Source organism: Wolbachia endosymbiont (group A) of Limnophora tigrina (assembly GCF_964263225.1).
In the GTDB taxonomy this organism is placed as follows: domain Bacteria; phylum Pseudomonadota; class Alphaproteobacteria; order Rickettsiales; family Anaplasmataceae; genus Wolbachia.
In genome coordinates this window covers 1,356,778-1,372,136 of the sequence record NZ_OZ181654.1, presented here as the reverse complement: position 1 = coordinate 1,372,136, position 15,359 = coordinate 1,356,778, and the positions used below count along the sequence as shown (strand labels likewise).

Sequence of the window (15,359 nt, the reverse complement as noted above, 5' to 3'; positions counted from 1 at the left end):
CGAACATTGCAATTTGCAGGTAATTTGTATAGTAGATAATGTCATTCTATTACTTGACGATGATTTATTATGCAGCTACTTGATTAAAATTAAGTTTCCTAAATCCCAGGCATTGTCTTTTATGTTAATAATTAATATACAACTAAAGATACTTATCAAAAACGACAATAAAGAATTCAAAAAAAGCCAGAAATTCTGTAGAATTGACCATATCATATAGAGAAAAAGGAAGTGTATGATCACATCCTTCACTCCGATCATTAATCTGCAAACAAAATAGTTTTGCATTTTTTGATAAGATTAAGTAATATCAGCGTATTAGTTATACAATTAATAATTTTTATGGATGAGCGTAATCCTTGGAATCTTGGAAAGAAACCGTCAGGTTCAAGTAATGAAGATATTTTAAGTAAAGCTGTGTCTGATATAAGATGCTTTTTTAATGGCTTAACCAGAAATAGAGGGAAAAAACCTTATTTCATTATTTTTATTGTTTTGTTGTTTTATCTTTGTACTGGTTTCTATATTGTCCATCCGAGTGAGGAAGGTATAGAACTTACTTTTGGCAAATATTCCAATACAGAAACATCTGGTTTGCGTTATCACTTTCCCTACCCTATTGGTAAGGTTTTTAAAGTAAATGTTAAAGAAGTAAATCGTGAAGAAATTGGGATAAGCAGCTCTTATGGGCGAGATACAGATCGTGGTGAAGGAGTGATGCTTACCGGAGATGAGAACATAGTCAACGTTAACTTTGAGGTCCAATGGAGAGTCAGGGATGCTAAAGATTATTTATTCAAAGTGCGGGATTATAAACCTGGTTTTAGCGTTAAAAATGCTGCTGAAAGTGCTATGAGAGAAATAATAGGTAAGAATACGATCTCTTTTGCACTCGAAGGTCAAGGCAGGGCTGAAATTTCCAGAGATACTATAATTTTATTGCAACAGATTCTTGATGGATATCAAATGGGTATAGAGATTTTATCCGTTCAAATGAAAAAAATTGATCCACCAGAAAAGGTGATTAGCTCATTTAGGGATGTACAAAGTGCTCGCGCAGATAAGGAGCGTACCATAAACGAAGCATACGCTTACAGTAATGATATTATACCTCGTGCAAAAGGTGAAGCAATAAAGATAAAATTAGATGCAGAAGCATACGAGAATGAAATAATAAATGAAGCAAAAGGTAATGCAAATCGCTTTTTATCTCTTTACGAAGAATATAGACAAAATCCTTCTCTTGTTAAGAATCGTATTTATCTTGAAACTATGGAAAATATTTTCAGCAAGGTAGATAAGTTTGTTATAACAGACGATCTGAAAGGTATGTTCTCTTATTTACCTCTTACAAATTTAGGAAAATAGCCATGAGTAGTAATATAAAAATTGTTTTTGCTTTTATATTTGTTGTATTATTGATTGCCTTATCTAATTCAATCTTCGTTGTTCAAGAAACAAAACAAGCAATAGTTATACAACTCGGTAAAGTCGTAAAAGATGTTAGGGACAGTGGTTTATATTTTAAATTGCCATTTATAAATAACGTAGAATTTCTTGATAAGAGAATTTTAGATTTAAGTCCTGATAAAACTCCAAGGGAAGTGATAACTGCAGATCAAAAGCGTATTATAGTAGATGCTTATGCAAAATATAAAATAATAGATCCTATTACTTTTTATCAAACTGTGAAAAATGAATCAGGGCTAGTTAGAAGATTATATCCTGTCATAGAAGCTCACATAAGGGAGAATATAGGAAGATTTTCATTAATTAGTTTGTTGAATGAAAAGAGATCAGAAGTTATGCAATTAATTCAACGTGGAGTTTATTCTGAAGCTGGAAAATTTGGCATAGAGATAATAGATGTAAGAATTAAGAGAGCAGATCTACCAGAAGAAAATAGTTCTGCAATATTCCGCCGCATGCAAACTGAAAGAGAAAAGGAAGCAAAAGAAATTAGAGCAGAAGGAGAACAAGCTGGACAAGAAATTAGATCAAAAGCTGATAAATTAAAAAGGGGAATTGTCTCTAGTGCAGTAAAAGAATCACATGAAATAAGAGGCCGTGGTTATGCTGAAGCAACTAGAATCTATAATGAGGCATTCAAGGTTGATGAAGAGTTTTTTAACTTTTATCGCTCTATGAAAGCTTACAGTAAATCATTTGCTGAGGGTAATACTAAATTTGTGCTTTCACCAAATAATAATTTCTTAGATATTTTGAACAAGGGATGGAAATAGTTTATGAAAAGTAAAGCATTTATTTTATCTATATTTGCATATTTTTTAATTTCATTTTCTTCATATGCTAATCTGTTTGCAAAAACAGTTGCAGATCCTGTATGTAGTTGTAATAAAGGGCTTGCTGATATAGTGGAAGAACTTATTCCCGCAGTTGTAAATATTTCAAGTGAGCAAATAGTTAAGCAAGAAAATAACAGTAGAACTAAAATTCCCTTTACGCCAAGAAATAATTTCTTTGATGACTTTAGAGAATTTTTCGAGCATTTTGATCAATTTTTCGATAGAGCTCCTAGCATTAATAGAGAAGTGACGTTACTTGGGTCTGGATTTATTATAGATAAAAGTGGAACCATAGTAACCAACTATCACGTTATTAAAAATGCCCAAGATATTACAGTTACTATGAACGATAATACTTATTTCAAAGGAGAAGTTTTAGGCTATGATGCAAAAACTGATCTTGCTGTGCTTAAGATTAATTCTGATAAAGATCTTCCTTTTGTTGAATTTGGTAATTCTGATAAAGCAAGAGTTGGTGATACAGTTATTGCAATAGGCAACCCTTTTGGTTTGGGTGGCTCTGTAAGTACAGGAATTGTGTCTGCAAGATCTAGAGACATTAGTATTGGTACTATGAATGAATTTATTCAAACTGATGCTGCAATTAATAGAGGTAACTCAGGGGGACCACTATTTCATCTAAATGGAAAAGTTATAGGTATTAATACTGCTATTTATTCCCCATCTGAGTCTGGCGGTAACGTGGGTATAGGCTTTGCTATACCATCTAATCTAGCTATTTCAATTATTGACACATTAAAAAGTGGTAAAAAAATAAAACATGGTTGGCTTGGCGTGCAAGTTCAGCCTATAACAAAAGAATTTGCTGAATCCTTGAGTTTAAAAGATATCAAAGGTGCATTAGTTGCAAGCGTAGTAAAGGGCAGTCCTGCAGAGAAAGGAGGAATCAAAGTAGGTGATATACTATTAGAGTTTGACGGCAAAAAAATTGATAGAATGACGCAATTACCTCATATGGTTTCACGAACTGAGCCCGGAAAGAAAGTACAGGTTAAGTTACTTAGAAAAGGTAAAGAAGTCAATATCAAGGTTGCAATCGAGGAATCTACAAATGATGATTCAGGTAATAATCAAGAAGAAAATAAATCAACATCTAGTTATATAAGTGGTTTAACCGTTTCAAATTTGCCAAAAGAACTAAAAAAAAATGCACCCACAAAGGGTGTAGTAGTTACTAGTGTAGATAGTAGTAGTAATTCTACACTACGTGTTATTAAGAAAGGTGATATAATTATCCAACTAGATGGAATCGATATTGAAAATACTAATGATTTTCAAAAACAAATTGATTCAGCAGTAAAAAAAGACGGCAAAGATTCAGTAATGTTGCTTATTTACCGCAATGGAAACCAGTTTTTTACTTCAATCAAATTGAAGAAGTAGCTATTTATCTAGCTGGTCATGAAAAAATTGCTTGACAAATTTAACTAGCTTCTTTACCCTAAGGGTGAGGGCTTTTCTGTAGATTAATAAAATTTATCCCTATACTGAAAACGTTTCCAACGAGATTATGGAAGAACTAGATTTCAGTATCAAGCACTGGAACATCATCATCTATAAGATGAAAGAGCTGGAGTGGTAAGAAATTCGATAATATAAAGCATTTTTATGCTCAGTTGTAAAAAAATAACTTTCTTTCACAAGTTAATTTATAATTAAATTAGTGTAAAATATAATTATATTTACTGATCATCATTATTAATCAATAATTAATACCCATAAATTAATTATATCTAATCGCAAAGGGAGGTGGAGATGCGTTTTAAACTAGAAAAGGAAGATATTCCACAAAAAGATTGTAATAATAGAACTGGTCGTAGGATACCTGCACAAATAAGATTAAATAACAAAACAACATTTAGCCTGCCTAGTGTATCTTACATTATTCAGGATGACGCTACTGGTCAGCGTTTTGAAATTTGGGATTTCAAGCATGACGTGGGAAGTATATTAAACGACTTATCTCAAGGGCTACAACTAAAGCTAGAAAGCGTAAGAAATGATTACAAATTCGCTTTAGTTACTACCTCTGATCAACCTTATTATTATTACTATGATGGCAAAGATACTATGATAAATACTATTGATCGTATACCTCATGGTTACACAAATGGTTTCTATGTTAACGCATATAATCGTGAAAACTGTAGTATTTATTATGAACTGCTAGAAAACAGGAAGGTTTTAATAGATCCAAAAGACATAATTAGTAGCGAAAATGTCAGTCTTATTTTGGAAGATCTTAAAAGTTCACCTGATAAAAGACTCAAAATAAAAATAGGAGACTATTTGTTTAAAGAATCAAGAAATATGTACAAAGGATATAGGAGCGCTCAGGTATATAATTTAACTGGTGGAAAAGTTGGCATATTGAATAATATCCTTTCAACATTTACTCGTATAAGCAATACATTCCAGCTATTCCCTTTTCATGAAATGGAGAGCTTGAAAGCACAAGATACCTATTTCGCAGTAAAAAAGTTAGGCAATAGTTATGTTGGTTGCATATCGTATGAAAATAGCACATGCAAAAATTTTTATAATTTTAACCCTAATTCTTTTGGGTATGAGCACGACAATAGACCAGGTCCATATCCTTATTATTATAACTTAGAAAATTTTGATAACTTTTTGGAGGTTGATGTGAATATTCAAGAACATATAAATTTAGAAACAGAAATTGAACTTTTAAAACGCAGAATAGACAGATTAGAACGTACTGGTGTACAAGGTCCTAAAGGTGAGCCAGGTGAAAGGGGACAAAAAGGTGATAGAGGCTTCGATGGAGAGCCTGCTCCTCAAGGTATACAAGGTCCTCCAGGACAAAAGGGCGAACTAGGTTATACCGGTGCACCCGGTGAACCGGGGTTCCACGGTAAACAAGGTTCCAGAGGTGATAAGGGTGACCGAGGTTTTCCTGGTCCTCAAGGTAACAAGGGGGATACTGGATCGTCAGGTGCGCATGGATCAAAAGGCGATCAAGGACCTAAAGGAGAAAAAGGAAATCAAGGCACTAATGGAATAACTCCAAGTATTAATCAAGTTGTTACCGAATTTTCTTCTAACAGAGCCCATCTATATCCTTTAGCAGCAGCTATAATGGAAGAAGATAAGCGTAATTCCATGGGATTTTCAGAAAGAATAGCACATTTTTTTGGTGAGCGTGTAAAGCGAGAAGATTCTTTAAAAGCGTTAGTTAAAGGCGTACAAGGTCCTCCAGGCCAAAAGGGCGAACCAGGTCTAAAGGGCAACCAAGGTTTCAAAGGTGGTAAGGGTGACCGAGGTTTTCCTGGTCCTCAAGGTAACAAGGGGGATACTGGATCGTCAGGTGCACCTGGACCAAAAGGTGATCAAGGTCCTCCAGGCACACAAGGACAAAAAGGTGATATCGGTCCTAAAGGAGAGCCAGGCATAAAAGGTGAGCCAGGTATAAATGGAACAAAGGGAGATATTGGTCCTAAAGGATTAGACGGAGCCATGGGAATAAAAGGTGATATGGGTGAGAAAGGAAAGATAGGTTCTAAAGGTGACAAAGGAGATACTGGGTCTAAAGGTGATAAAGGTAGAGATGCAAGTCCTGAAGAAGTTGCACAAAAATTAATTAATAATGGCACTATTGCTAATCAGGTGCTTGAATATCGTGACCAAGGCGGAGATTTAGTATTAGAGAAGCAAGTTGCAGGAAGAATTATTAGTAATCAAGATATTCAAACAGGAATAGCCATTGCATTAGCTGATAACAGAATGGAAGAGCTAGCAGATGTGTTACTAAGTGATGCTAATCATACATTAGTAGAAAACCTTGCAAATAATACCGAGCTAACACAAAGCATTGCAGAAGAACTAAGGAAAAATCCAGGAGAAGTCCAAGGTCCAAAGGGAGAAAAAGGAGATATTGGTCCTAAAGGATTAGATGGAGCCATGGGAATAAAAGGTGATATGGGTGAGAAAGGAGAGATAGGTTCTAAAGGTGACAAAGGAGAACCAGGTGCGAATGGGTTGCAAGGTCCAGAAGGTCCTAAAGGATCAGATGGGTTGCCAGGTTCAAAAGGAGAGCCAGGTCTGAGGGGCTTCAATGGTACGCAAGGTCTTACAGGTAACAAGGGTGAGCCGGGTATAGACGGATTAAAAGGAGATATTGGTCCTCAAGGCATAAAAGGTGAGCCAGGTATAAATGGAACAAAGGGAGATATAGGTCCTAAAGGATTAGACGGAGCTATGGGAATAAAAGGTGATATGGGTGAGAAAGGAGAGATCGGAGCTCCAGGTGCAAATGGATTGCAAGGTCCAGAAGGTCCTAAGGGAGAGCCAGGTCTGAGGGGCTTCAATGGTACGCAAGGTCTTACAGGTAACAAGGGTGAGCCGGGTATAGACGGATTAAAAGGAGATATTGGTCCTCAAGGCATAAAAGGTGAGCCAGGTATAAATGGAACAAAGGGAGATATAGGTCCTAAAGGATTAGACGGAGCTATGGGAATAAAAGGTGATATGGGTGAGAAAGGAGAGATCGGAGCTCCAGGTGCAAATGGATTGCAAGGTCCAGAAGGTCCTAAGGGAGAGCCAGGTCTGAGGGGCTTCAATGGTACACAAGGTCTTACAGGTAACAAGGGTGAGCCGGGTATAGACGGATTAAAAGGAGATATTGGTCCTCAAGGCATAAAAGGTGAGCCAGGTATAAATGGAACAAAGGGAGATATAGGTCCTAAAGGATTAGACGGAGCTATGGGAATAAAAGGTGATATGGGTGAGAAAGGAGAGATCGGAGCTCCAGGTGCAAATGGATTGCAAGGTCCAGAAGGTCCTAAGGGAGAGCCAGGTCTGAGGGGCTTCAATGGTTACACAAGGTCTTACAGGTAACAAGGGTGAGCCCGGTATAGACGGATTAAAAGGAGATATTGGTCCTAAAGGCATAAAAGGTGAGCCAGGTATAGATGGAACAAAGGGAGATATTGGTCCTAAAGGATTAGACGGAGCCATGGGAATAAAAGGTGATATGGGTGAGAAAGGAGAGATAGGTTCTAAAGGTGACAAAGGAGAACCAGGTGCGAATGGGTTGCAAGGTCCAGAAGGTCCTAAAGGATCAGATGGGTTGCCAGGTTCAAAAGGAGAGCCAGGTATGAGGGGCTTCAATGGTACACAAGGTCTTACAGGCAACAAGGGTGAGCCCGGTATAGACGGATTAAAAGGAGATATTGGTCCTCAAGGCATAAAAGGTGAGCCAGGTATAGATGGAATAGGTGCTACATTAGCTGATCAGTTTTTACGTGAGATAAGAAAAGCAAAAAATGAAACTCTGGATGCTAAAAAAGCAGCAGAGGCAGCTAAAAATGCTTCAGAAGGTTTTGCAAACAAAGTCGAAGAACTGCACAATAAAACAGCTATTTTTACAAAAAATGCTAAAAGTTTTAACACTCAAGCTTTGCGATCGCAAAGAGACACAGAGGCGCTCTATCGTCAAACAAAAGATATATTTTGTAGAACAAGTCCAGCAGATCAAATTTGTGGTGCACGTAGAAGAAGGAGGGAAATTAAAAAATCATCAGTGACAAGCGGAGCAAGCAGACCAACTTCATTTATATCTCAAGTAATAAATTTCTTTTACCCTGCGGTAGGACAGGATGAATATAAAGTAAAAAATGAAATACAGGAAGTAGCAAAAATAATAAATGCAGCAGATATTGTAATACAATTTGAAGAAGTATTAGGAGCAACAGCTGTGAAATGTGGCATTTCAAAGAGAAGTCTAAATTTTGATCCAATGGAACTGCAGTCAACCATTATCAATAAGTCATTACTTAATGATGAAAATCATAACGAGTTGTTGAAGTTCTTGTGTGTAACTGCGAAAAAATCATTTCCTAATTACAAACAAACCGGTAAATGTTTGGCTATTTTTAAAGATCATATGGAAAAAAGATTAAATGAGCAGAAAAGAGCTTTCGTTAATACTGAAAAAATAGTGGCAGATAATGAGCAGCCAAGGAGTTTTATGAGTTATGTTGCTCCTCCTAGTAGCCTCAGTGCCATTAATCAGCAAGTTATTGGTTATTTAAGGTAATATCATGGAAAAACATATATTTAAAATAGACGATAAAAATCCGCTTTATAAAAAATTGATAAAACTTCCCACTGCATATTACATAGTAAAGGAAAATGGTAATGTTAATACTGTTTCTTCACATATTGGTACAGTTGAAGTAGGGAATATTAATGATTTAAAGTTAAAGGAGCAGGGTGATGAGATAGTTTTATTTACAAACAACTCACCTCTGAAATTAAATGGCACGGACTTTATTATAGAACAAAAAGCTATCATAGGCGAGAATCAAGAGAATATTATAAAACAGCTTAAATTAGGAGAAGAAGCGTTAATTTCACGTAAGTACATAAAAGACAGTAATAATTTTGTTATTGAACTCATAATGAGTGATGATGATGGAAATAATTTTATTGGAATGCTCAATTTTATCAATTTTAACGATGAAAATGACCCAGTACTACAAAAAATTCAAGAAGAAAAAGGTGGACTTTATTTTACAATAGAAGGTGATTATATCTATATATCAGATGAAGAAGGAAAATGTCTTCCAGTATGTGAGGATGGTAGTTGCTATAAGTATCAATACACAAAAAATGAACATGATATATTAGAAATTAGTGAGATATCAACAATAATAAAAAACTTAACTAAAACTGAGCAATGCAGTGCACCAGCTAAGGCAGAGCAGAATTTTACTTTGCAAAAGGGAAAAGAATTATCGGATAATATCTATCAAGCAGATATCATGTTAAACGGTAAGCTTGTAGCTACTTTACCAAAAATAGGTTACTGCATGCTTGATGACCAATTGGTCATACATAATCACGTTACAGAAGAAGAGATAAAAATTCCTAGAGACTTTCATTATCTTAAAGTAGTCAAGTCCAGTAGTAATGATGATTATCAATTAACGTTTTGTAATTTCTTAGGTAATGAGTTTTTTGAACATAAAAAATACGATTCTCAATACTCAAATATTCCAGATAAATATCAATATATAAGTTTAAACTGTATGAAAAAGGAATATAAGCCAAATTTCTGCAAGTTACTTAACGATAAACCATCTTTTTTTATTGCAAAAGGAACTACTAATCAAGATTCTTCAGGCCACTGCCCAGCTGATGTATTTGAATTAACAAAAAGTGGAAAAGGTAAGAAAATGGCTACATTAATTGATCAATTTGGCGTTTTTAATAAAGAGGGTAAGTTTCAATATTGTGATTACCATACAAAAGCAGATTACGATGTTTATGATTCTTATAAAATTAATAAAGAGTACACAGCAACAGATGAGTTTCTCTTCAATGATGACATAGTTCTTTATACTATTCCAGAGCTATCTTAACCACGCACAAAGTATATTATAATTGTTTCAATAATTGTTTTTAAAATTGAATCGAGTAGACTTTCAAGCAGTGTAAAAATGTATTTTTTTAGTTTAGATTCGCTACCATTTTGCCGCTCGTTAGTACCGCAGTGGTTTTGTAATAGAACACAAGCTGCAAAAACTTAAGGAAAAAATGGGTCAGTGCTTGACACTGGCATCTAGTTCTTTCTATCAAAAATGCTGTAAAGTGTTCACCAATTTAGTTGGATCCCAGTACTGGGATGATATTATGAAGACCTAGCAGTTTATGACGGTGTCATTCCAGCGCGTGGCGCTGGAATCTAGTTCTTATTACCTGAGTCTTCTGGGTCCCAGTACTCGTATGACAAGAAAAGGGAGTATTGGTTTCAGCATTAGCCATACATCTGGATCCCAGTATCAAGTACTGGGATGACAAGAGAAAGAGGACACTGGGATGAAATTATGAAGGCCGGGATAAACACTATGAGGACTGGAATGACATTATGAAGACCTCTAGCAGTTTATGACGGTGTCATTCCAGTGTGGAATCCAGCTTTTTTGTAACTTCATTGAAAATATCGTATAGCTATTTGTTCACAATTAATTCTTCTGGATCCCAGTACTCGGATGATAAGAAAAGAAACACTGGTTTCAATATTTGCATGCATCTGAACAGATACAGATGGCTAAAATATTGAAGAAAGCATACGCGTCAAGTTAAGAGCAACTACCTTCTTTGACTTGTCAAGAAAGGTCTTTTTTCCCCAGATTCTATTATCACATGCTGAAATGACATCTCTTGCTTCTTCATGTGATTATGCAAAAAGCCCTTTGAATTTTTGCAGCTTGAAAAATCTTTATAAAATTTACTTTCTTTAAATGCTTTAATCTTCTCTTCATTATTTAATGAGCCATATTTAGAAAAATATTCATCTGTAATGTGAATATATAAACTAATCAACTCAGGAAAAGTGTAATCAGTTTTGTTGGAAGACTTTAAACACGTAATTGGCAATTTATGTATATCTTTATCAGCTTTTTTAGAATCAATACATTTATCATTCTTTCTTAATGTTGTATGCTGCTTAAAAAAGCCTTCATATTCCTCAAAATCTTCAAATACTTCTTTTTTTGGTAATCTTTTCTTCTACCGCTTTGATCTATTTTTTCTATTTCTGTTGCAAGTTGCGCTGGCTGTTTTATCGTTTTATCTCCCTCTCGATTAAAGTACATTGTATAAGGAGTAATTGAATTTACGATTTTATATGTCTTCCAGTGGCAGCCAAAAATCTTTAGTACCAATTTGATTATCGGAGCAAGAAAAATTTTTAATTTTGCCATAAAACCAAAGTAATAAAGAGACGCTTGTTTAAGTGAACTAGCGGCATTGCTAACGATACATCTTAAATGTATATCCTTACCCTTAAAATTTTTATGAACCTCTGCAGCTACATGTCCACCAAGGCAGTCTCCAAACAATATGATATCATCTGGCTTTATACCTTTTTCCAACAAGTTAGTTACAACTGCTACACCAGATTTAACTCTCACTTTTACCCACAATTTTGAGAGGTCATGATGTGAAGCATAACTATGCTCTCCTTAAGATTTTCATAGCCCCGCCATAGAGTCATAGCCCCTGGTAAATTATCACTTTTTCTATTCATAAATCCACCTAATTTTCCTAACCAAATAATAGCTTGTTTTATGTTTGGAGGTTCTTCTGGCAATGTAGCTACTTTATGCTCACGTATGAAAAGGGCCTTCCACTCTTCGTTGCTTAAAATTTTAGTACAGGTTTCCATGGGATTTGATAAAGCGACTTTTGTTAAATATAAAATTTTAAATGCAATAATGCTCTTTATAGCAATTAATTTCTGTAGCCTTTCCTTTGTAGTTAAACGAGAGCTTTCTATTTTACATCCTGATTTTAAAACCCTGAAATACTCCTCAATTTTCCATCTTAGCTTATACCAATTTATCCTTTCTATAGCATCTAAAGTGCTATTAACTGGTACATTAGTCAGCAAAGTCCAATCAATAGCTTCCAATCCTTCAGGAGGATTTGTTTCTTTTGCACTTACCACATATACAGGGATTTTATCACTTATTTTATGCACTGTGTCTTTTGATCCATAAATTGAAGAAGATCTGATAGGTATATAGCCTTTCATATACTTAACTTCAATATTAGCTTTCCTTGATCTTTGGTTTCCACCTTTATTAACTTCTAGAGAAATTTTCTTCTTTACTGGCAGTTGAGTGATGCGTGTTTGCAAATCTGTTTTTCCAATTTCAGTACAGATAAATCTTCTATTAGTTCGATTACGGATTACATAAAAACTACCTAATGTCTCAGTGATCCATAAAAATTTGAAGATATCTGCCTCTCTATCACCAAGGGTAACAAGTTGTACATTTGCAGGAAGGTTGTTTATGCTTTCTTTGAGAGCTGTTATCCACTTATAACTTTCTTTTTCTTCTATGGAGGTACGGTATTTCCTGTTTGCTTTTTCTTGTGACGTTTCTTTTTCCCTAATAGAACGTGCCCAACATTGTTGAGAAGATAGACCTAAAGGCAATCCGTCTTTGCTGACTATTAAGGCACTGTGCAACAGTAAACCCATTTTATGCTTCGTATAAGCTTTAGAAATACTACCTAGCCTCTTAGTTTTTATATGAGAGTCAAAATCCAAATAACTTGTATCTTGAACTGAAAAAACAAACTGATTTCCTTTCATTCTCTCCATAGTTTCTTTGTAATGGGAAGAATAAATTTCCTTATCCTTAAGCTTTTCATTGCTAAATAATCTGTATGCACCCTTAGCTTCTTTCCATCCACTACAGCTTTGATTAATTGATCCAGACGCCTTACCCTCTATACAATAGCCTGTTTTAATAAGTCTCTTATTAAGTCTTGTATCTCCTAAATTAACGTGTTTTAACTCTCTTTCCAGCCATTTATCCCCTAAGCCATCAGTATATTGCACATTTGTACTTACTTCACTCATTTTAATCCCAAATTTATTTGGTATCCATTTTACTCACTTTTTTATTTGTGGGTAAAAGTGAGGATTTAACTCTATTGCTACGTATCAATGAGTTATTTTTACTTAAACCAAGTCCAGGATAATTAAAAAGATGTACAGTTATCCCTTGCTCTGTGGCCCAATTCCAATTTTGGGAATAATCTTTACCAGGGCTTAACGCTCTATTTCCACCAATAAAGTATATCAGATGTTTTTCACCTTGATTATTGTTTTGATTTTTACCAAGAAGCGTAATTGTCTCTATTTTCATCCCGTTTTGAGTTTTTATAAATTCTCTCTCAGTTTGCTCTCTTATTTCTTTCATATTTTAACTCTCACTATGCTGGTTTAATTACACAACAAAATCTTAAAAAAATCAACAAACCTTAATTTATGAACAATATAAACCTTCTCAAATTCATTGAATTATGCTTTCAAACGGTAGTGCCGGGGTGTGAGTATAATGATTATCAATATATAAAAGTCATAGCAGACAGGCTTGAAGCAGCAAGCGCTGGTGAAGCAAGAAGAATAATATTCAATATGCCGCCGCGTTCAATGAAGTCCATTTGTGTAAGTGTTGCATGGCCCGCATGGATACTTGGAAATCAGCCAACTGCAAGAATAATAGTTGCAAGTTATTCTCGGTTGCTTAGCGAAAAGCACTCACTCGATACCAGGTGCATAATGCAATCTGATTGGTATAGAGAGCTATTTCCGAAAGTAGAATTATGCAAAGATCAAAACACTAAATATAAATTTCAAACAGTGCAGAGAGGATGTCGAATTGCAACATCAGTTGGAGGAACATTAACCGGTGAAGGTGGAGATTTCATTATCGTGGATGATCCACTAAGTCCCGCACAAGCTTTGAGCGAAACATTTAGAAAGCGTGCTGCAAACTGGTTTGATCAGGCTTTAGTAACCAGGCTCAACGACAGAAAAAAAGGAGTTATCGTTCTTGTGATGCACAGACTCCATTTAGAAGATTTAACTGGTCACCTCCTCTGTAAACCAAGAAACATATGGCATCATGTCTGTTTACCAATAATAGCTGAAGATAAGGAGATTATTTATTCAGTTAATAATCATATTCCAGAGCATGAACAGGAAATATACTCAAGAAAAGAAGGTCAATTGTTGTATTCCCTAACTGAAGGAAAAGAAGAAATTGAGATGATAAAAGCTGAACTTGGGAGTTATGGTTTTGCTGCTCAATACCAACAAAACCCTCTACCACTTTCAAGTGCTATAATTAAACGAGAGTGGTTGAAGCGCTATAAAAATTTTCCTGATAGCCTCTTGCATGTAACACAAAGTTGGGATACTGCAATTTCAACAAACAATACAAGTGACTTTAGTGTCTGCACTACCTGGACAAAAGTAGATAATACATTCTATTTACTCGATGTATATCGCGCAAAACTTGAATATCCAAAACTTAAAGAGAAAGTTCTGTCGCTGGCTGCAAGGTGGAAGCCACACGCAATTTTAATCGAAGCAAAAGCAAGCGGTCAGCAATTGGTTCAGGAGCTCAGGAAAAACAGTGATTTACCTATTATTCAAATAGTACCACATGATGACAAATTAACTCGATTTCACCGAATTGTCCCAATTATAGAATCTGAGCGGGTTTTTCTCCCTAACCAAGCAGTATGGCTTAGCGACTTTGAGTATGAGATTTTAATGTTTCCAGAAATCCGTCACGACGATCAAGTAGACAGTACCGTGCAATATCTTCAGTGGGTGAGAAATAATATTGCTAGAGTGGTAGCTATACGTTCATTGTAGCTTGAAAAGGTTCCTCGGAATTGTGTATAATTTTTTTAACTGAGCTTATTTAACTTATCCATTTTCTGAATGATATTTTAGGGTTTATTGAAATAAATACTACGCAAAAATTCTATCTCTGGGTGCTTAGATGAATATCTTTATATTAGACGAAAATCCTGTAACTGCAGCACAAATGTTATGCGATAAGCACATAGTAAAAATGCCGCTAGAAACTGCTCAATTGCTTAGCAGTGTTTTTTCAATAGCATTAAAAGAGCCAAATCCTTTAGTCAGCATTACAAACCAGAATATAGAAGTTCCATATAAACTTACTCACAAAAACCATCCTTGTTCTTTATGGGCTAGACAATCAAAAGGAAACTTTGATTGGTTAATAAAACATGGAAAAGAATTGTGTATAGAATATAGCTTGCGATACAAAAGAACGCATAAATCCGAAGAAGTTATAGATTGGTGCGATAATAACAAGGATTTGCTAATATTTCGATCAGCTGATATACAAGCTTTTACACAAGCGTTACCTGATCGATATAAATGTAGTAACCCAATAGAAGCATATAGAGAATATTACCTAAAAGAAAAGATGAGATTTGCTAAGTGGGAAAAAGGTAGAGAAGCACCAGATTGGTTGCTAGACAAAATGCTATAGGTTATAAAATTATCCAAACCGATCATAAAAAAGGTAGAATTGAAGTTGCAAAAGCAATGCTGGCTGATAATGTTGATGTTTATCAAGTTTATTGATCTTTCTATTTGTGAGATTAAAGAATTCAGTAAACTGTTATTCCCAGTATATGGTAGGCTACTTGCACTATAGAGTG

At 35.1% G+C, this 15,359-nt stretch carries 12 protein-coding genes; 8 read left to right on the top strand and 4 right to left on the bottom strand.

Going from position 1 to position 15,359, the window contains the following annotated elements:
- The first annotated feature begins 342 nt into the window (after positions 1-342).
- From hflK to ACE38P_RS06445, 6 genes are all read left to right on the top strand, one after another.
- On the top strand, positions 343-1,368 hold the full coding sequence (gene hflK / locus ACE38P_RS06470) for an FtsH protease activity modulator HflK (RefSeq protein WP_264375971.1): 1,026 nt from the start codon (positions 343-345) through the stop codon (positions 1,366-1,368).
- Positions 1,369-1,370: 2 nt separating this feature from the next.
- Complete coding sequence (hflC, locus tag ACE38P_RS06465; protein ID WP_010407101.1) at positions 1,371-2,243, top strand: protease modulator HflC; 873 nt, start codon at positions 1,371-1,373, stop codon at positions 2,241-2,243.
- A 3-nt stretch (positions 2,244-2,246) separates the two neighbouring features.
- Positions 2,247-3,710, top strand: coding sequence for a DegQ family serine endoprotease (locus tag ACE38P_RS06460; protein WP_374699721.1), 1,464 nt, complete (start codon positions 2,247-2,249; stop codon positions 3,708-3,710).
- A gap of 372 nt (positions 3,711-4,082) precedes the next feature.
- A complete protein-coding gene (locus ACE38P_RS06455) occupies positions 4,083-7,184 on the top strand; it encodes a hypothetical protein (RefSeq protein ID WP_374699720.1) in 3,102 nt (1,033 codons plus the stop codon).
- Entirely contained in the window at positions 7,159-8,385 is a 1,227-nt protein-coding gene (locus ACE38P_RS06450) for a hypothetical protein (RefSeq protein ID WP_374699719.1), read from the top strand. The genes ACE38P_RS06455 and ACE38P_RS06450 overlap by 26 nt, the downstream gene beginning before the upstream one ends.
- Before the next feature lie 4 nt (positions 8,386-8,389).
- Positions 8,390-9,712 (top strand): hypothetical protein, encoded by a 1,323-nt coding sequence (locus tag ACE38P_RS06445; RefSeq protein WP_374699718.1) that lies wholly within the window; start codon positions 8,390-8,392, stop codon positions 9,710-9,712.
- Between the two features lie 730 nt (positions 9,713-10,442).
- Here the strand turns inward: ACE38P_RS06445 and ACE38P_RS06440 are convergent.
- The 4 genes from ACE38P_RS06440 to ACE38P_RS06425 are packed head-to-tail and all read right to left on the bottom strand — an operon-like array spanning position 10,443 to position 13,069.
- On the bottom strand, positions 10,443-10,730 hold the full coding sequence (locus ACE38P_RS06440; protein WP_353275668.1) for a hypothetical protein: 288 nt from the start codon (positions 10,728-10,730) through the stop codon (positions 10,443-10,445).
- A gap of 53 nt (positions 10,731-10,783) precedes the next feature.
- A complete protein-coding gene (locus ACE38P_RS06435) occupies positions 10,784-11,266 on the bottom strand; it encodes a hypothetical protein (protein WP_374699717.1) in 483 nt (160 codons plus the stop codon).
- Between the two features lie 2 nt (positions 11,267-11,268).
- Positions 11,269-12,726: an IS4 family transposase gene (locus ACE38P_RS06430; protein WP_374699293.1), complete on the bottom strand. Its 1,458-nt coding sequence runs from the start codon at positions 12,724-12,726 to the stop codon at positions 11,269-11,271.
- 13 nt (positions 12,727-12,739) lie between these two features.
- On the bottom strand, positions 12,740-13,069 hold the full coding sequence (locus tag ACE38P_RS06425; RefSeq protein WP_374699716.1) for a type IV secretion protein Dot: 330 nt from the start codon (positions 13,067-13,069) through the stop codon (positions 12,740-12,742).
- A 68-nt stretch (positions 13,070-13,137) separates the two neighbouring features.
- Between ACE38P_RS06425 and terL the strand changes: the two genes are divergently transcribed.
- Together terL and ACE38P_RS06415 are read left to right on the top strand one after the other, a co-directional pair.
- Positions 13,138-14,535 (top strand): phage terminase large subunit, encoded by a 1,398-nt coding sequence (gene terL / locus ACE38P_RS06420; RefSeq protein ID WP_264730039.1) that lies wholly within the window; start codon positions 13,138-13,140, stop codon positions 14,533-14,535.
- Positions 14,536-14,665: 130 nt separating this feature from the next.
- Positions 14,666-15,187, top strand: a complete 522-nt coding sequence (locus tag ACE38P_RS06415) for a pyrimidine dimer DNA glycosylase/endonuclease V (RefSeq protein ID WP_006013204.1) — start codon at positions 14,666-14,668, stop codon at positions 15,185-15,187.
- The last annotated feature ends 172 nt before the right edge of the window (positions 15,188-15,359 follow it).